This window comes from Falsiroseomonas algicola (assembly GCF_011040385.1).
Classification (GTDB): domain Bacteria; phylum Pseudomonadota; class Alphaproteobacteria; order Acetobacterales; family Acetobacteraceae; genus Falsiroseomonas; species Falsiroseomonas algicola.
In genome coordinates, this window is sequence record NZ_JAAIKB010000002.1 from 294,598 (window position 1) to 311,618 (window position 17,021).

The following is a 17,021-nucleotide window of genomic DNA, read 5'->3' on the forward strand; positions in this document are numbered from 1 at the left end:
CTTCTCAGGCAAGACGGGGCGGGGCCCAGCGGAAGGCCAGCGCCGCCATGCGCGTCACGACGCAGCCGATGACGGCGATGATGACGGCGGGCACCACCTCATCGATCTCCACGCCCGGGCCGCGGGCCATCAGGTAGCCCGTCAGCGCCAGGGACCAGATCACGGAGACCTCCCCGTAGAAGCCCGTGGTGAGGTTGGGGATGCTGCCGCCGCCGCGCAGCACGTCGCGAAGGATGCCGCCGCCCGCGCCCGTGATGGTGCCGAGCACCGGGCCCCAGAGCCAGAGCGGGTCCGCCCCCATGCCGAAGGCGATGGTGACGCCGAGAACGGTGGAGGCGCCGAGGCCCAGCGCATCGGCGAAGTCGAACAGCCAGCGATCCGCGCGGCGGCGGCGCAGCGCGACCGTGACCTGCGCGATCCAGAAGGCCAGGATGGCGCGGCCGCGCAGAAGCGCCCAGGCATGGGTGACGGCCCAGACCGTCATGACGGTGCCGAAGATGAGTTGCAGGAACAGCGGATTCCGCAGGATGCCGAGGGGGTAGCGGCCCATCAGCAGGTCCCGCAGCACGCCGCCCGCGGCGGCCGTCACGCCGGCCAGGACGAAGGCGCCGAACAGCGACCAGCCGCTGTGCCGTGCGGCCAGCGCGCCGGCCAGCGCGCTGGCGACGGTGCCCGTGATCTGCAGAACCAGGAACCAGCGGCTGTCGATCGTCAGCGACAGCAGGATGGGAAAGCGGAAGCGGGCCGCGATGCGGTCCAGCGTGCCGTCTTCGGTCAGCATCTCGATCGCCGCGTCGAAGCGGCCGAGCATGGAGGCCGGCACCGTGTCCCGGCTGAAGGCGAGGTGCAGTGGGATGACGATCCGCATCGCCGCCTCCTCCACCGCCGCGGCGGCACCGAGGCGCGTGATGTCGAGTGCGACCGAGAGGCGTTCGGCGAGGAAGCCGTCGATCTCGCCCGCCAGCAGGCGGCGGATGTTGGTGGCGTCGTCATTGGCCGGCCGCACCAGGCCCGGGATCGGCGGCGATGCGATGAAGGCGTCGAGCCCGGCATCGTAGTAGGAAAAGCCAGCCCGCACGCCGAGCCGGAAGCGCGGCTCCGCGCGCAGGAAGGCAGCGAGTTCGGTGGGGTTGGCTGCGCGCACGCGCGATGCCTCGCCGCGGCGCATGATCAGCACGTTCACATCCCGCCGATAGGGCAGGGAGAGTGCGTAGCGCGCGGCGCGTTCGGGCGTCTCCGGGATGCCGGTCGCGACATCCATGCGGCCTGCCGCCACCGCATCCAGCAGCTGCAGGTAGCCCATGGGCAGGAAGCGCACCTCCTCCCCCGCCTGGCGGGCGATGGCGCGCACCATCTCCACGTCCAGGCCGGTCAGCTCCCCCTGGCGCATGTATTGCTGCGGCTCCCCGGCATACCAGCCGGCCTGGAGCACGCGATCCTGCGCCAGGGCGGCCGGGATGGCCGCCAGCAGCAGCAGCAGCGCGGCCAGCAGCCGGCGCAGCTCAGCGAGCCTCGCCGCCATGGTCCTTGCACCATTGCGCGGCCTGCGCATGGGTCGCGAACCACACGCCCTCATGCTTCTTCATGCGCGTGATCAGGCGGTCGAGCAGCGGCAGGCGCGACCGGTGGCCGATGATGTGCGGGTGCATGGTCAGCAGGAACATGCCGCCGTCGGCATAGGCGCCGTCGAATTCCGCCGTGAAGATCTCCTCCACCGCGGAGGGCGGGGTATAGGGGCGAAGGCCGCTGAAGCGGAGCATGTTGAAGTAGACGGCGTCGTCGCGGATCCATTCGGGCGGCAACTCCACGATGCCGGTCGGCTCGTCCTGGTCCAGCAGCTCATAGGCATCGTCGTCGGCCATCAGCGACGAATCGTAGAGCAGCCCCATCTCCTTGATGATCGACAGCGTATCGATGGAGAAGTCCCAGGACGCCGTGCGGATGCCGACCGGGCGCTGGCCCGACAGCTTCTCCAGCATGTCGGCGGAACGCAGGGTCAGGTCCCGCTCCACGCCCTGCGGCAGCTTGGTATTGGCCTCGTGGATCCAGGAATGGATGCCGATCTCGTGGCCTTCATCGGCGACCGCGCGGATCTCCTCCGGGTGCAGCATGGCGCTGACGGCGGGGTAGAAGAAGGTTGCCGGGATGCCGTGCCTGGCCAGCAGCGCGCGGATGCGGGGAATGCCCTGGCGGCTGCCATACTGGCCCTGGCTGATCCGCATCGGGCTGTCGTCGGAGTCGCGCAGCGGCCCGGTCTCATGATCCGCGTCGAAGGACAGCGTCACGCAGCAGCGGGCGCCGCCGGGCCAGGAGGAAGGCCGCAGGCTGCGGCCGGCGCGGGCGCGGCCGACGATTTTCCGCCACTCGGGCTCGGTCAGTTCCCAAGGGGGAGTCGGTTCGGGCATCGGGGTTTCCTCTCGGGCTGCGTGGCGCCATGCTGCCCGGCACCGAGCCCCCCTGGAAGCCCCGCATGACCACACTGACCGACCCCTTGCCGGCCGATCCCGCGCTGATGACGGCGGAGCAGCTGCTCTCGCTCTATGCCCGGCGCGCCCTGTCGCCCGTGGAGGCGCTGAAGGCGGTGACGGAGCGGATCGCCCGCTACAACCCCTGGGTCAACGCCTTCGCCGCCATGAACCCGCGCGCCCTGAAGGATGCCGGGGAGAGCGAGGCGCGCTGGGCGGCCGGGCGGCCCATGGGCATGCTGGATGGCGTGCCCTGCACGGTGAAGGACCTGCTGAACATGGCGGGCTTTCCGACGCGGCGCGGCAGCCTGGTGACGGACCCGGCGCCGCAGACCGAGGATGCGCCCGCCGTGGTCGGGCTGAAGGCGGCGGGGGCCGTCATCATCGGCAAGACCACGACGACGGAATTCGGCTGGAAGACGCCTGGCGACTGCCCGCTGCATGGCATCACGCGCAACCCCTGGAACCCGCAGCGCACGCCCGGTGGCAGCTCCTCCGGCGCCGGGGCCGCGGGGGCGGCCTGCTTCGGGCCGCTGCATATCGGCACGGATGCCGGCGGATCGATCCGCATCCCCGCCGCCTATTGCGGGCTGGTGGGCGTGAAGCCGAGCTATGGGCGCATTCCGCAATGGCCGCATGGCGCCTTCTCCGCCGTCGCCTGCGCGGGGCCGATGACGCGCAGCGTCGGCGATGCCGCGCTGATGATGTCCGCCATGGCGCGGCATGACCTCCGTGATCCCGTCTGCCTGCCGGATGATCCGCGGGACTGGCGCACGGGCATGGACCAGGGCGTGGCCGGGCTGCGGGTGGCGGTGGTGCGGCGCCTCGGCTTCGAGCCGCCGCTGGATGAGGAAGGGGAGGCCGCGCTGCAGGTCGCGGCCAAGCTGCTGGCGGAGCAGGGCGCCATCGTCGAGGAAGCCGATCCGCAGTTGCCGGATACCCGCGCCATCTTCTCCCGCGTCTGGGGTGTCGCGATCGCCCGCATCTGGACCGGCACGGCGGAGGAGAAGCGCGGTCAGCTGGATGCGGGGATCGAGGAGGTGGCCCGCAGGATGGGCGACATGGGGGCGGCCGATTTCCTCGGCGCCGACATGCTGCGGGTGGAATGCGGGCATGCCATGGCGCGCTTCCACCAGCGCTATGACCTGATCCTGACGGCGGCGACGCCGACCGCGGCGCTGGATGCGGATGCGCCGACCATCCGCCCGGTGGAGGCGCTGTGGCGGGACTGGGCGCCCTGGACCTTCGCCTTCAACCTGACCCGCCAGCCCGCCATCGCCGTCCCGATCGGCCTCGATGAGGCTGGCATGCCGCGGGCGGTGCAGGTGGCGGCGGCGCTCTACCGCGACGACCTCGCCTTCCGCGCGGCACGGGCGCTGGAGACGGCGGCGAGCCTGCCCCTGGCCAATCCCTCGGAATCCGGGCAGATGCGGGCCAAGCTCAACTGACCGGGGGACCGCGCGATGCGGCTGGTGACGTTCACGGATTCCAAGGGCGCGCGCGTGGGCGCGCTGGATGCGGCGGGGCAGGTGCTGGACCTGGCGGCCGCCGATGCCGGCCTGCCGCGGGACATGATCGGGCTGATCGCCGCCGGCGCGCTGGCGGCGGCCAAGGCGGCGGCCGCGAAGGCGCCCGTGGTGGCGGGCGCGAAGCTGCTGGCGCCCATCCCGCGCACGCCCAAGAACATCTTCTGCGTGGGCAAGAACTATCACGAGCACGCGAAGGAATTCGCGGGATCGGGCTTCGATGGCGGCGCGAAGGACGTGGTGCCGCCCTTCCCCGTGGTGTTCAGCAAGCCGCACACCAGCATCATCGCCGATGGGGAGCCGATCCTGAGCGCGATGGACCCGACCGGGGGCCTGGACTACGAGGGCGAACTCGGCGTCGTCATCGGCACGGGCGGGCGCGGGATCTCGAAGGCGGACGCGCTGAAGCACGTCTTCGGCTACACCATCGTGAACGACGTCACGGCGCGGCACCTGCAGAAGCGCCACAGCCAGTGGATCCTCGGCAAGGGACTCGACACCTTCGCGCCCATGGGCCCGGCCATCCTTACGGCGGATGAGTGCCCGGACCCGACGACGCTGACGCTCACCACCTGGCTGAACGGGGAGCGCCGGCAGCATGCCCCCGTCTCCGACCTGATCTTCGACATCCCGACCCTGGTGGAGGCGATCAGCGCCGCCATCACGCTCGAGCCGGGTGACGTGATCGCCACGGGCACGCCGGCCGGTGTCGGCATCGGCTTCAACCCGCCGAAGTTCATGAAGGCGGGCGACGTGGTGCGGATCGAGGTGCCGGGCATCGGCATCCTGGAAAACCCCGTTGCCTGATTGATTCTCCCTCCCCCGCGCTTGCGGGGGAGGGGCTGCGACACCACCGGGAGGAACAAGAAAATGATTGATCGCCGCTCGCTGCTGGCTGGCTCCGCGCTCATGCCCTTCGCGGCGCAGGCGCAGGGCACGGACTACCCGACCCGCCCCATCAACCTGGTGGTCCCTTTCCCGCCGGGCGGCCAGGCCGACCTCGCCGCCCGCCCCGTGGCCGCGGCACTCGAGAAGATCCTGAGGCAGCCGGTAGTGGTGCAGAACCGCGGTGGGGCGGCGGGGGCCATCGGCAACGGCTTCGTCGCCCGCAGCGCGCCGGATGGCTACACGCTGGTGATGGCGCTGTCCTCGCTGGCCGTGATCCCGGAAGCGGAGCGGCTGTTCAACCGCACGCCGCCCTATACCGCCGACCAGTTCGCGCCGGTCGCGCTGGTGAATGCGGACCCGACCATGCTGGCCGTGCCGGCTTCCGCGCCGTGGCGGACCATGGAGGAGTTCATCGCGGCGGCGCGGGCCAATCCGGGCAACATCCCCTACGGCTCCTCCGGCACCTATGGCACGCTGCATGTGGCGATGGAGATGCTGGCGGCCTCCGCCAACATCCGCCTGCTGCATGTGCCCTTCACCGGCGCCGGGCCTGCCATCACGGCGCTGCTGGGCGGGCAGATCCAGGCGCTGGCCTCGGCACCCGGCACGCTGACGCAGCATGCGCGGGACGGGCGGATCCGCGTGCTGGGCTGCTGGGGGAGGGAGCGCGTCTCCGCCTTCCCGGATGTGCCCACCTTCATCGAGAAGGGGTTCGCCGATGTGGAATTCTACATCTGGGCCGGCATGTTCGCGCCCGCGGGCACGCCGGCGCCGGTGATGCAGAAGCTGCGGGATGGCATGCGCCAGGCGGTGCAGGACCCGCAACTCGTGCAGGCCTTCACCGCCGCCGGCGCGCCAGTGCGCTACATGGATGCGCCGGACTTCGCCGCCTTCTTCGCGGAGGACAGCGCGCGGCTGGTGCGCGCCGTGCAGCGTATCGGAAGGGTCGAATAGGTCAGCCCACGCCGCCCCAGTTGCGCTGGGAGAAGTCCATGACGAAGGACTTGCTCGCCCGCCAGGGCAGATCCCTGCGCTTGCCCGTGAAGTTCGCGGTCTGGAACAGCACGGTATAGGCGGGGTCCTCGCGCTCCGTCAGCGTCAGCAGCCGGCGGAAGGTGGCGCGGCGGCGCTGCAGGTCGGTCTCGGTCTGCAGCGCCTCCATCAGGCGCGGCGCTTCCTCATTCTGCCACTGCCCGGCGGCCCAGGTCTGGCCGCCCGGCGCATAGACGGACATCGGCGCCACGGGGTCGTTGAAGACCGCGGTGTTGGAATTGTCGCAGAGCCCGCGGCCGGGGAAGCGGCCGAGGATCTGGCCCCAATTCTCCTTCATCTCCACCTGCACGTTCAGCCCGGCGGCGCGCCAGCCTTCCACCAGGATCTGCGAACTCGCGACCTGCGCAGTGTAGTAGTTGTTGAGCAGCTGGTAGGGGATCGGCTCGCCCCGGTAGTTCGCCTCCCGCAGCAGGCGGCGCGCCTCCGCCAGGTCGAAGCGGGGCGCTTCCCAGTCGCGCAGCATCATGTCGCCATAGACATCCCATTGCAGGCCCTTCGGCACCTGGGTGCGGCCGGACCAGAGGCTGTCCACGATCGCCTGGCGATCGATGCTGTGGGACATGGCGCGACGCACCAGCGGGTTCGCCAGCACGGGATGCGTCTTGTCCCAGACGATCAGCCGGATGTTGTTGATGGGGCCGCCCACGACCTGGTGGCGCGGGCTGCGCTCGATCCCCTGGATCTGGTCGGGCGGCAGGTCGCAGATGAAGTCCCAGTCGCCCGCCATCAGCCCGGCGACGCGCGCGGCCACGTCCGGCACCTCCACGAAGCGGATCCGGCGCAGCGGCGGGCGGCCGCCCCAGTATTCGTCATGCGCCTCCAGCACCAGATCCTGCCCGGGGCGGAAGGAGGCGACGCGATAGGGCCCGGTGCCGACCGGCTTGCGCGCCCATTCCAGCCAGGAGGAGGCCTGGGCGAAGGCGGCGCGGGAGAAGATGGCGCCGGTGGTGCGCGTCAGGCGCCCTTCCAGCGTCACGTCTGGCACGGCGTTGACGAAGCGGACGGTGCGGCGATCCACCACCTCCATCCGCTCGAAATTCGGGAAATGGGCACGGCTGATCGCGACGGCCTCGGGCGGCGGCGTCTTGCCCGCGGCGCCGGCGGTGGTGGAGACGAAGAGGCCGCGATTGTCGGCGGGCAGGCCGGTCCACATGCGATCCTGGCCGAAGGTGAAGGCGACATCCTCCGCCTCCATGACGCGGCCATCATGCATGCGGACATCGTCGCGCAGCGTCAGTTCCAGGGTGCGGGCATCGATCCGGCGCCAGGCCGTGGCCAGCACCGGCTCCGCCCTTTCGGTGTCGAGCCAGTCGATGCCGATCAGCGGTTCGCTGAAGCTCGGCATGACGCGGAAGCCGACATTCGACTGTTCCCGCATCGGCTCCAGCGTGCCGGAGATGGAGACGATCTGCACCGCGATGGTGATGGAGGGGCGGCGATCGGGGCCGGCATTCTGCGCGATGGCAAAGCGCGGCAGCGGGGCGAGCGCGGCGGCGCTCAGCAGGTGGCGGCGTTGGATCATGGCGGGCATCCCTTCCTCAGGCGGCGGGACGCTAGGCCCGCGCCGTGACCGCGCGATGACGCGGCGGTGAAGGCTGCGGGACCATGGGCTTCCCAGCCCGCGCCCCCGGTGCCAGCCTGCGCCCCCCCGCTGACGGAGAGCACCGCATGTCGCAAGAGACCGAGATCCTCGCCTGGCTATCGCAGCAGCAGGACGCCATGGTCGCGACACTACGGGAAATGGTCGATACCGATGGCGGCAGCTACGACAAGGAAGGCGTCGACCGCGTCGGCGCGCAGGTGCGCCGCTTCATGGAGGCGCAGGGCATCCCGACCGAGGTGCTGCCCCAGCAGAAGCATGGCGACTGCATCCGCGCGATCGTCGAGGGCGGTGACCTGACGCGCGGCGGCAATGCGCGCGAGAACATCGTGCTGATGGGCCATCGCGACACGGTCTTCCCGAAGGGCGAGCCGGAGCGGCGGCCGTTCAAGGTCGAGGGCGGCCGCGCCTATGGCCCGGGCGTCGCCGACATGAAGGCGGGGCTCGTGATGAACATGTTCGTGCTCGCCGCCTTCCGGAAGTTCGGCGGCGCGCCGGGCCCGCTGGTGGCGCTCTTCACGGGCGATGAGGAGATCGGCAGCCCCGAGGGCCGGCCGGTGATCGAGGCCGAGGCGCGGGCCGCGCGGGTGGTGTTCAACTCCGAGCCCGGGCGCCCGACCGGCGGCATCGTCACGGGCCGCAAGGGCGGCGTCTTTTCCGTCTTCGACATCGAGGGAAAGGCGGCCCATTCCGGCGGCAATTTCGAGGCGGGCATCAGCGCGATCGGCGAGCTGGCGGCCAAGATCACGGCGATCCATGCGCTGACCGACCTCACGCGCGGCATCACGCTGAATGTCGGCCTGGTCTCCGGCGGGCAGTCGGTCAACACGGTGGCGCCCTGGGCGCAGGGCCAGATCGACCTGCGCTATGTCGAGCCTGCCGACCGCGACGAGATCATGGCGAAGATCGAGGCCATCATCGCGAAGAGTTTCGTCCCCGGCACCCGCGCGACGCTGACGATCAAGGGCGAGTTCCTGCCGCTGACGCAGTCGCCGGAGGCGAAGCGCCTCTTCGACCTCTACCGCGACGCGGCGCGGGAGACCGGCTTCGTGCCGGAAGGCGAGTTCAGCGGGGGCTGCGCGGATAGCGGCTTCACGGCGGCCATGGGCGCGCCGACGCTCTGCGCGGTGGGCCCCGTGGGTGGCCGGGCGCATACGCCGGAGGAATATCTGGAGGTGGCGAGCCTGGTCCCGCGCGCGCAGGCGATGGCGCGCGCCATCCTGCGCCTGGGCCCGGCGTGACGGATAGGACGCGACGAATTCGATTCCGCCCGTGCCGCGACGGCATGACGCGGATTTCATGTTCCAGTATTGTGAGGCGCGCTTGCGGTTCCGCCGCTCCGTTGTCAAGTTATCTTGACAATGGAGGGCGTGCGTGGTGGGCGCTTGGTGGGTCATGTTCGATGATCGGCCGCCGGGATGCGTCCTGGCGCCTGATGAAGACGAGGCCCTGTGCATCGCCGAGGAAGAGACCGGCGCGAGGGCGCGTGCCGCTCGCCCGTTGCGCCGGCCGAGCTTCCCGCTGCTGAACTGCGCTGGCCCCATGCAACGCGAAGGCATGATGGCGCGGTGCCTCGCGGCGCAGGCGGATCACTGTCTGCACGACTGTCCGCTCAAGGCTGTCTGAAGGACGCTCCTTACCTCGCCGGGTCGAGATGTCGCTGTGCGGCAGGGGAGGCAGGCACCCTTCCGGCATGGAAGCCGCCCTGTTCAGATTCCGGTGCGGGTTGCCGGATACGCCGGCGGTATGGCTCGCAACCCCCGCTTGATGACCACCGAGACCCGCCTGGCCGCCATGCAGGCCGCGGATGCCGCCCGTCGCGCGGCGGTGAAAGTCTGTGCGGAGGCGCCGATCGGCAGCGCGCAATATCGGGCGGCGGCCCGAACGCTGGAGGCGCTGAGCGACCTCGCCAAGGCCTTGGCGCAGACCAAGATCACGCCGACGCCTCAGCCTGTTGAAACGGCCGAGGATGAGGCAACCCGTTCCGGCCTGCACTGACCGCCCAGATTCCGAGGCCTGACAGGCCTGGAGTAGCCGGCCGCACCGTCTGGACCATGATGCCGTGGAGGACGGCGCACGCCCGGCCTGCCTGACGGCGCCTCGGGGTGCTTCGGCGACCCCCATGGTTCCTGTTGCCTTGTCGCACCGGCATTGTGGCACCCGCACGGCTAACTCCCACAGTGCGATCCGCTGCCATCCGCCTTGGGTTCAGGCAGGCCTCTGGCCACGCGGTGGCGCGCAAGAAGGCCGTTGACGCTGCCGTCAAGGCTCTCTTACGCTCATCTGCGAACGACATGTTCATATATGAACGAGTCTTTGGCTGTGCATCACGCGGATGCCGCCGTCCAGCGCGTTCCCTCAGCCGCGCCGCCCGCCGGCGCATTCCAGCAACCGCCACCAAGGGCCGACCCATGATGCCGCTTCGCCGCAGGACCCTCGCCACCGCCCTTGCCGTGACGTTCGCTGCGCCGGCCGTGGCGCAGCCGGCGCGGCCGGTCACCATCGTCGTCGGCTTCCCACCGGGCGGAGAGGCGGATGTGCTGGCGCGACTGTATGCGCAGAAGCTCTCGCCGCTGATGGGGCGATCGGTCGTGGTGGAGAACCGCAGCGGCGCCAGCGGCACCATCGGCGCCGTCAGCGTCTCCCGCGCGCAGCCGGATGGCGACACGCTCCTGATGGCGCCCAATACGCTGGCGATCGCGCCCCATGTCATGCGCCGGACCCAGACCTACGACCCGGTCGCCGACTTCTCCCCGATCATCATGACGGGCACAAACGCGCTGGTGCTGATGGCGTCGCGGCAGAGCGGGCTGCGCAGCCTGGAGGACCTCGTTGCCGCCGCCCGCGCTGGCCGCGTCGGCAATTACGGCTCCCCGGGCTCCGGCTCGCCCATGAACATCCTGGGCGAATTGTTCAACCGCACGGCGGGCATCCAGCTGAGCGAGGTCGCCTATCGCGGGACGGCGCCGCTGGTGACGGACCTGCTGGCCGGCGTGGTGCCGGTGGGCTTCGTGACGCCGGCGGTCGTCGGCGACCATGTGCGTGCCGGTTCGATGGTGGCGCTCGCTGTCTCCTCCCGCGACCGCGCGGGCCTGCTGCCGGAGGTGCCGAGCATGGTGGAGCGCGGCTTCGACGTGGAAGTGACGGCCTGGTACGGGCTGTTCGGTGCGCGCGGCATGGCGCAAGCGGCGGTGGAGGCGCTGAACGCCATGATGAACCAGGTGCTGCGCATGCCGGATGTGGTGGAGCGGATGCAGACGCTGGGCATCCCACCGGCCGGTGGCGATGCGGCGCGGTTGGCCCAGGCCGTGCGCACCGATTCCGAACGCTTCGGCCGCCTGGTCCGCGAGTTCAACATCAGCGCCGAGTGACCGGGCATCTCGGTTGACAAGGGCTGCGCCGACAGCGCAGTCTTCGTTCACAAGAGAACGAACTGTTCATATATGAACAATCCGCAGACCCTTGCCGGTCGCATCATTCTCGTCACTGGCGCCGCTCGCGGCGTCGGCCGTGCCATCGCGGAGGCCTGTGCCGCCGCCGGCGCGCGGCTGGTGGTGGCGGATGTACTGGAGGAAGCCGGGGAGGCCACCGCGGCGGCGCTGCGCGCGGGTGGCGCAGCGGCGCGGTTCCTGCCTGTCGACCTCGGCGATCCCGACAGCGTGGCGCGGATGGGGGAGGCGATCGCGGCGGAGGAGGGCGTACTGCACGGCCTTGTCAACAATGCCGCCATCGCGACGGGCATCGGCGGGCCGGAATTCGACACGCTGACGATCGAGACCTGGGACCGGGCGATGCGCGTGAATGTGCGCGGCACCTGGCTCGTGACCCGGGCCTGCGCGGGGATGCTGCAGGCCTCCGGCAGCGGGCGCATCGTCAACGTCGCCTCCGACACCGCACTCTGGGGCGCGCCGCGGCTGCTGGCCTACACCTCCTCCAAGGGCGCGGTGCTGTCGATGACGCGGTCGCTGGCGCGGGAACTCGGCCCGCGCGGCATCGGCATCACGGCGGTCGCGCCCGGCATCATGCGGTGCGAGGCGACGGAATACGTACCGGAGGCGCGCCACCGCCTGTATGAGGAGGGGCGCGCCGTCCCGGGGCCGCAGGTGCCGGAGGATATCGCCGCTACCATCGTCTTCCTCCTGACGCCCGGCGCCATCGCGCTCACGGGCCAGACGCTGCCGGTGAATGCGGGCTTCGTCTTCGCATGACGATGCAGCGCGGCATGGCGGATGGCACGAGCTTCCTGCGCTGCACGGGTCAGGGCGTGCCGCTGGTACTGCTGCACGGGATCGGCAGTCGGGCGGAAAGCTGGGCGGCGCTGATCGAGGCTCTGCCGGCCGCGACGCCGGTCATTGCCTGGGATGCGCCGGGCTATGCGGCCTCCAGGCCCGTGGCACCGCAGGCGCCGGCGCCGGCGAATTACTCGGCACGTCTGGCGGGGCTGCTGGACGCGCTGGTGCTGGATCGGGTGGTGCTGGTCGGGCATTCGCTGGGTGCACTCTTCGCCGGCGCCTTCGCCGCGCGCCACCCAGGGCGCGTCGCCGCGATGGCGCTTCTGTCGCCGGCGCTGGGCTATGGCGTCGCGGCCGGGCAGGCGCTGCCGACCGGCGTGCAGGCGCGCATCGACGAGCTTGATCGGATGGGCCCCGCAGCCTTCGCGGCCGCGCGTGCGGCGCGGCTGCTGGCGCGGCCGGCGGCGCAGCCCGATGTGCTGGCCGGCGTGCAGGCCGCGATGGCAGCGGTGCACCCCGCGGGCTACGCGCAGGCGGTGCGTGCGCTTGGGGCGGGCGACCTGGTCGCGGATGCCGCGCGCATCAATGCGCCCTGTCTCGTTGCCGTCGGTGCCGAGGATGTCGTGACGCCGCCCGCGAATGCGGAAAAGCTGCACGCTGCCCTGCGACGCCCCGCGGGCGCGTTGCGCCTTGTCCCGGACTGCGGTCATGCGCTGCCGCAGGAAGCGCCCGCAGCGGCGGCCGCGCTGCTGGAGGAGATCCTCCATGTCGGATGACGCGGCGGAGGATCCCTACATCTCGCCCCCCGTGCAGCGGGCGGCGAGGCTGCTGCGCTGCATCGCGGAAGGCGACGCCGTGACCAACATGGCGCGCACGGCGCGCAACCTTGACATCAGCCGCACCACGCTGCTGCGCCTGCTGCGCACGCTGGAGGCCGAGCGCTTCATCGCACCGCGCGGCGGCGAGGGCGCGGGCTGGCAGATCGGCACCGGCCTCATCGGCCTCGCGGCGCGAGCCTTCGCGGCGGATGACCTGATGGAGGTGGCGGGGCCGATCCTGGGGCAGCTGGCCGAGACCCTTGGCATTTCCGCCCATCTCGGCGTGCTGGATGGGCGGGAGGTGGTCTACATGATCCGCCGCACCCCCAACTTCGCCTTCGCCAGCAACATCCGCGTCGGCAGCCGGCTGCCCGCCCATGCCGCCAATATGGGCCGCATCATCCTGGCCCATCTGCCGGTGGAGGAGGTGCGGCGCATCTTCGGCAGGGCCACGCTGCAGGCCGTGACGGCCCATACGCCGACGACGCTGCCGCAGCTGCTCACGCTGCTGGAGGCCGACCGCAGCACCGGCCTGGCCTGGAGCGAGGGGCGGTTCGAGCCGACCATCGCCTCGGTCGCCGCGGTGGTGCGGGATGCTTCCGGCGCGCCCGTGGCGGCCATCAATGTCAGCGGTCAGATCGCGCAGTTCGAGGGCGCGGAACGTCGGGCGCGCATCGGCGGCGCCGTGGCGGCGGCGGCGGCGGAGATCTCCGCGCGGCTCGGCTGGGCGGGGGCGAGCCCGATGGGCTCCGCCGCATGAAGGGGGCTTGTTGATCATGGACCTCGGCTATGCCGGCCGCGTCGCGGTCGTCACCGGCGGCACCTCGGGCATCGGGCTGGCGACCGCGCGGCTGCTGCTCGGGGAAGGCGCGCGCGTGGCCATCTGCGGGCGTGATGGGGCGCGGCTCGATGCGGCGCAGGCTGCGCTGGACGGCGGGGACCGCCTGCTCGCAATGCGTTGCGACGTGCTGGACAAGGACCAGGTCGCGGCCTTCGCGCAGGCCGTGGCGGGCTGGGGCGGCGGCGTGCTTGATCTGCTCGTCAACAATGCGGGGCAGGGGCGCGTCTCCACCTTCGCGGCCACGACGGACGAGGATTGGCGGCAGGAGCTCGAGCTGAAGTTCTTCAGCCAGGTGCTGCCGATCCGCGCCTTCAAGCCGCTGCTGGATCGCGCAGCGGCACCCGCCATCGTCGGCGTCAACTCCCTGCTTGCACTGCAGCCGGAACCGCACATGGTCTGCACCTCCGCCGCGCGGGCGGGCGTGCAGAGCCTGCTGAAGTCGCTTTCCCACGAATTCGCGCCGCATATCCGCGTCAATTCCATCCTGCTCGGCCTGGTGGATTCCGGGCAGTGGCAGCGCCGCTTCGCCGTGCGGCCGGACACGACGCAGGACCGCGCCACCTGGTACGGCAACCTGGCGCGGCAGAAAGGCATCCCGCTGGCACGCCTCGGCGAGCCGGAGGAGCCCGCGCGGGCGATCCTGTTCCTGGGCTCGCCCGCGGCCAGCTACATCACCGGCGCCAGCCTGGAAGTCTCCGGCGGCCTGTCCCGCGGCATCTGAGGGGAAACGCCATGGACAATCTGCCCGCGGAGACGGTGGCGGCCATCGAGGAGCCGGTCGGCGACCTGCTGGCCCGCGCGCTGGCCGATATCGGCGTCACGCATGCCTTCGGCGTCATCTCCATCCACAACATGCCGCTGCTGGACGCGATCGCGCGGCAGGGCCGCATCCGCTTCATCCCCGCGCGCGGGGAGGCGGGCGCGATGAACATGGCCGATGCGCATGCGCGCGTGACGCGCTCGCTCGGCGTCTGCATCACCAGCACGGGCACGGCGGCCGGGAATGCGGCGGGGGCGCAGGTGGAGGCGCTGACGGCGGGATCGCCGGTGCTGCACATCACCACGCAGATCGACCGCCCCTTCATGGACCGCGACCGCGCCGCGATCCACGACGTGCCGCGGCAGCCCGACATGCTGAAGGCGATCAGCAAGGCCTATATCCGGGCCTGGGAACCGCACCAGGCCGTGGATGCGCTGCTCGCCGCCGCGCAGCTGGCGCTCAGCGCGCCAACGGGCCCCGTCTCCCTCGAACTGCCGATCGACGTGCAGCGGCTGAAGATCCGGCGTCGCGCGGCGCCGGCACGGATCGCGCCGCAATCCGTGGTGCCCGATCCCGCGCTGCTCGATGAGATGGCGGCGATGATCGCGGCGGCGGCGCGGCCGATGCTCTGGCTTGGCGGCGGGGCGCGCGGCGCGGCGGCGGCCGCGACGGCGCTGGTGGAACGTGGCATGGCGGCCGTGACCAGCACCAATGGCCGCGCCGTGGTGCCGGAAGGCCACCCGCGCAGCCTCGGCGCCTTCAATATGACGCCGGAAGCGCAGGCGCTCTATGACCAGGCCGATCTGATGCTGGTGGTCGGATCGCGGCTGCGCGGCAACGAGACGCGCAACAACGCCATGCGCCTGCCGAAGCGCCTTCTGCAGGCGGATGCGGACCCGACCCAGGCGGGGCGCAACTATCCCGTCGATCTCTTCCTCGCCGGTGACGCCAAGCTGTTGCTGGAGGGGCTGCTGGCGCGGCTGCCGGCGAAGCTCGCGACCGATCCTGCCTTCCTCGACAGCGTGGCCGAGGCGCGGGCCCGCAGCGAGGCGACGCTGCTGCGCACCCTCGGCCCCTATGCCTTGGTGGCGGAGACGCTGAGCGACCGTGTGCAGGCGCAGCGCCTGCCCTGGGTGCGCGACGTCACCATCTCCAACTCCACTTTCGGCAACCGCTTCGTGCGCCTCGCGGCGCCGCATCTCGGCGTGCATGCGCTGGGTGGCGGCATCGGCCAGGGCATCGCCATGGGCATCGGAGCGGGGCTGGCCGGCGCCGGCAAGGCGGTGGTGTTGGTCGGCGATGGCGCGGCGCAGCTTTCGCTCGGTGAACTGGCGACGGCGATGGAGACGCAGGCGGACCTCGTCCTCATCCTGATGAACGACCGCGGCTATGGCGTGATCCGCAACATCCAGGACGCGCAATATGGTGGGCGGCACGACTACGCGAACATCCTGACGCCGGATTTCGGCCTTGTCTGCCGGGCGATCGGCCTGCCGCATGCGCGCATCACGGCGGCTGAGGATTTCGCGCCCGCGCTCGACGCCGCGCTGGCCTCGCCCGGGCTGCGGATGATCGAGGTGGACATGGTCGCCATCGGGCCCTTTGCCGAGAGCTTCGCCGGCCCGCCCGCCGGCGCCGCGGGCAGCGTGCGCTGACCATGGCAGGCACCCTCACGCTTCGTCTGCGCGGCCTGCGCTGGGAAGCGGAGGGCGTGTTCGCGCTGGAACTGGAAGCGGCGGATGGCGGCGTGCTGCCGCGCTTCGAGCCCGGCGCGCATATCGACCTGCTGCTGCCCGGTCTGCCACCGCGGCAATACTCGCTCTGCGGCGATCCCGCCGATGTGGCGCGGTGGCGCATCGGCGTGCGCGCCGTTGCGGGCGGGCGCGTCTCGCAGCTCATCCACCGCGCCCTGCGTCCAGGCGCGCTGCTGGAAGCGAGCCTCCCGCGCAACAACTTTCCCCTGTTAGCGTCGACGAACTATCTCTTCATCGCCGGCGGCATCGGCATCACGCCGCTGCTGCCGATGCTGCGTGCGGTCGGGCCACGCGGCACGCTGCTGTTCTGCGCGAAGAGCGCTGCCGATGCGCCCTTCCTGGCGGAAGCCCGGGCCACGGGCGGTACGGTGGAGGTCTTCGCCTCCTCCGAGGGGCAGCGCCTCGACATCGCGCGGCGTCTCGCGACCGTGCCGGCGGAGACGCGGCTCTATTGCTGCGGGCCGGAGCGGCTGATGCTGGCGGTGGAGCAGGCCGCGGCGCATTGGCCGCAGGACAGGGTTCATTTCGAATGGTTCGCGGCGCGGTCGCGACCGGAGGATGAGGGCTCGGAGTCCTTCGACCTGGTCTGCGCCCAGCGCGGCCTGACACTTTCCGTCGCCGCCGGCACCAGCGTGTTGCACGCACTGCGCGGCGCGGGGATCGACCTGCCATCCTCCTGCGAGCAGGGCGTCTGCGGCACCTGCGAATGCCGCGTGCTGGAAGGCGAAATCGACCACCGCGACAGCATCCTCTCCGCCGCCGAGCGTGCGGAGGGCGCGGTGATGATGGCCTGCGTGTCGCGCGCGCGCGGCAAGCGTCTCGTCCTCGATCTCTGAGCAAGGCAGGAGGCAGCCATGGCAACCTACCGCTTCCCCCATCTCGACCCGCATCAGAGCCGGGAGAGGGAGCCGAGCGACTGGGAGATGGCGCTGGCCGGCGCCATCGAGGCCGCCTTCGGCCAGGGCCACCACGAGTTGCCCGCGCTGGTCGCCGCCCTCAACGCCTCCCGCATCCGGCCGCAGGAGGGCGGCGCCTGGACGGAGGAAGGCTTCACTGCGCTGATGCGCCAGCTGGGGAATTGAGG

The 17,021-nt window shown here is 71.2% G+C and carries 16 protein-coding genes; 13 read left to right on the top strand and 3 right to left on the bottom strand.

Annotation, left to right across the window (positions count from 1 at the left end; all coding sequences use genetic code 11):
- Positions 1-4 precede the first annotated feature (4 nt).
- The gene (locus G3576_RS06730; RefSeq protein WP_164693583.1) at positions 5-1,522 is read right to left on the bottom strand and encodes a TRIC cation channel family protein; all 1,518 of its coding nucleotides are present in this window, start codon (positions 1,520-1,522) and stop codon (positions 5-7) included.
- Positions 1,503-2,405, bottom strand: coding sequence for a polysaccharide deacetylase family protein (locus G3576_RS06735; protein WP_164693584.1), 903 nt, complete (start codon positions 2,403-2,405; stop codon positions 1,503-1,505). The genes G3576_RS06730 and G3576_RS06735 overlap by 20 nt, the downstream gene beginning before the upstream one ends.
- A gap of 65 nt (positions 2,406-2,470) precedes the next feature.
- On the opposite strand from G3576_RS06735, the gene G3576_RS06740 reads away from it, so the two are divergent.
- From G3576_RS06740 to G3576_RS06750, 3 genes are all read left to right on the top strand, one after another.
- Complete coding sequence (locus G3576_RS06740) at positions 2,471-3,913, top strand: amidase family protein (RefSeq protein ID WP_164693585.1); 1,443 nt, start codon at positions 2,471-2,473, stop codon at positions 3,911-3,913.
- 15 nt (positions 3,914-3,928) lie between these two features.
- A complete protein-coding gene (locus tag G3576_RS06745) occupies positions 3,929-4,798 on the top strand; it encodes a fumarylacetoacetate hydrolase family protein (protein WP_164693586.1) in 870 nt (289 codons plus the stop codon).
- Positions 4,799-4,861: 63 nt separating this feature from the next.
- Positions 4,862-5,833 carry a Bug family tripartite tricarboxylate transporter substrate binding protein gene (locus G3576_RS06750; protein ID WP_207622695.1) on the top strand — a complete coding sequence of 324 codons (972 nt, stop codon included), beginning with the start codon at positions 4,862-4,864 and terminating at the stop codon, positions 5,831-5,833.
- 1 nt (position 5,834) lies between these two features.
- Here the strand turns inward: G3576_RS06750 and G3576_RS06755 are convergent, their stop codons facing one another.
- The gene (locus G3576_RS06755; RefSeq protein WP_164693587.1) at positions 5,835-7,454 is read right to left on the bottom strand and encodes an ABC transporter substrate-binding protein; all 1,620 of its coding nucleotides are present in this window, start codon (positions 7,452-7,454) and stop codon (positions 5,835-5,837) included.
- 146 nt (positions 7,455-7,600) lie between these two features.
- Here G3576_RS06755 and G3576_RS06760 point away from each other — a divergent pair, with 146 nt between their 5' ends.
- The 10 genes from G3576_RS06760 (at position 7,601) to G3576_RS06805 (ending at position 17,019) form a co-directional block, all read left to right on the top strand.
- Entirely contained in the window at positions 7,601-8,773 is a 1,173-nt protein-coding gene (locus G3576_RS06760; protein WP_164693588.1) for a M20 family metallopeptidase, read from the top strand.
- A 526-nt stretch (positions 8,774-9,299) separates the two neighbouring features.
- On the top strand, positions 9,300-9,530 hold the full coding sequence (locus G3576_RS06765; RefSeq protein WP_164693589.1) for a hypothetical protein: 231 nt from the start codon (positions 9,300-9,302) through the stop codon (positions 9,528-9,530).
- A gap of 413 nt (positions 9,531-9,943) precedes the next feature.
- A complete protein-coding gene (locus G3576_RS06770; RefSeq protein WP_164693590.1) occupies positions 9,944-10,903 on the top strand; it encodes a Bug family tripartite tricarboxylate transporter substrate binding protein in 960 nt (319 codons plus the stop codon).
- A 72-nt stretch (positions 10,904-10,975) separates the two neighbouring features.
- Complete coding sequence (locus tag G3576_RS06775) at positions 10,976-11,740, top strand: SDR family oxidoreductase (RefSeq protein WP_164693591.1); 765 nt, start codon at positions 10,976-10,978, stop codon at positions 11,738-11,740.
- Entirely contained in the window at positions 11,737-12,540 is an 804-nt protein-coding gene (locus G3576_RS06780) for an alpha/beta fold hydrolase (protein ID WP_164693592.1), read from the top strand. The genes G3576_RS06775 and G3576_RS06780 overlap by 4 nt, the downstream gene beginning before the upstream one ends.
- Positions 12,530-13,342, top strand: a complete 813-nt coding sequence (locus G3576_RS06785; RefSeq protein WP_164693593.1) for an IclR family transcriptional regulator — start codon at positions 12,530-12,532, stop codon at positions 13,340-13,342. The genes G3576_RS06780 and G3576_RS06785 overlap by 11 nt, the downstream gene beginning before the upstream one ends.
- A gap of 16 nt (positions 13,343-13,358) precedes the next feature.
- Positions 13,359-14,144, top strand: coding sequence for an SDR family oxidoreductase (locus G3576_RS06790; RefSeq protein WP_164693968.1), 786 nt, complete (start codon positions 13,359-13,361; stop codon positions 14,142-14,144).
- An 11-nt stretch (positions 14,145-14,155) separates the two neighbouring features.
- The gene (locus tag G3576_RS06795; RefSeq protein ID WP_164693594.1) at positions 14,156-15,838 is read left to right on the top strand and encodes a thiamine pyrophosphate-binding protein; all 1,683 of its coding nucleotides are present in this window, start codon (positions 14,156-14,158) and stop codon (positions 15,836-15,838) included.
- A gap of 2 nt (positions 15,839-15,840) precedes the next feature.
- The gene (locus G3576_RS06800; protein ID WP_164693595.1) at positions 15,841-16,773 is read left to right on the top strand and encodes a PDR/VanB family oxidoreductase; all 933 of its coding nucleotides are present in this window, start codon (positions 15,841-15,843) and stop codon (positions 16,771-16,773) included.
- A gap of 18 nt (positions 16,774-16,791) precedes the next feature.
- Positions 16,792-17,019 carry a recombinase-like helix-turn-helix domain-containing protein gene (locus tag G3576_RS06805; RefSeq protein ID WP_164693596.1) on the top strand — a complete coding sequence of 76 codons (228 nt, stop codon included), beginning with the start codon at positions 16,792-16,794 and terminating at the stop codon, positions 17,017-17,019.
- The last annotated feature ends 2 nt before the right edge of the window (positions 17,020-17,021 follow it).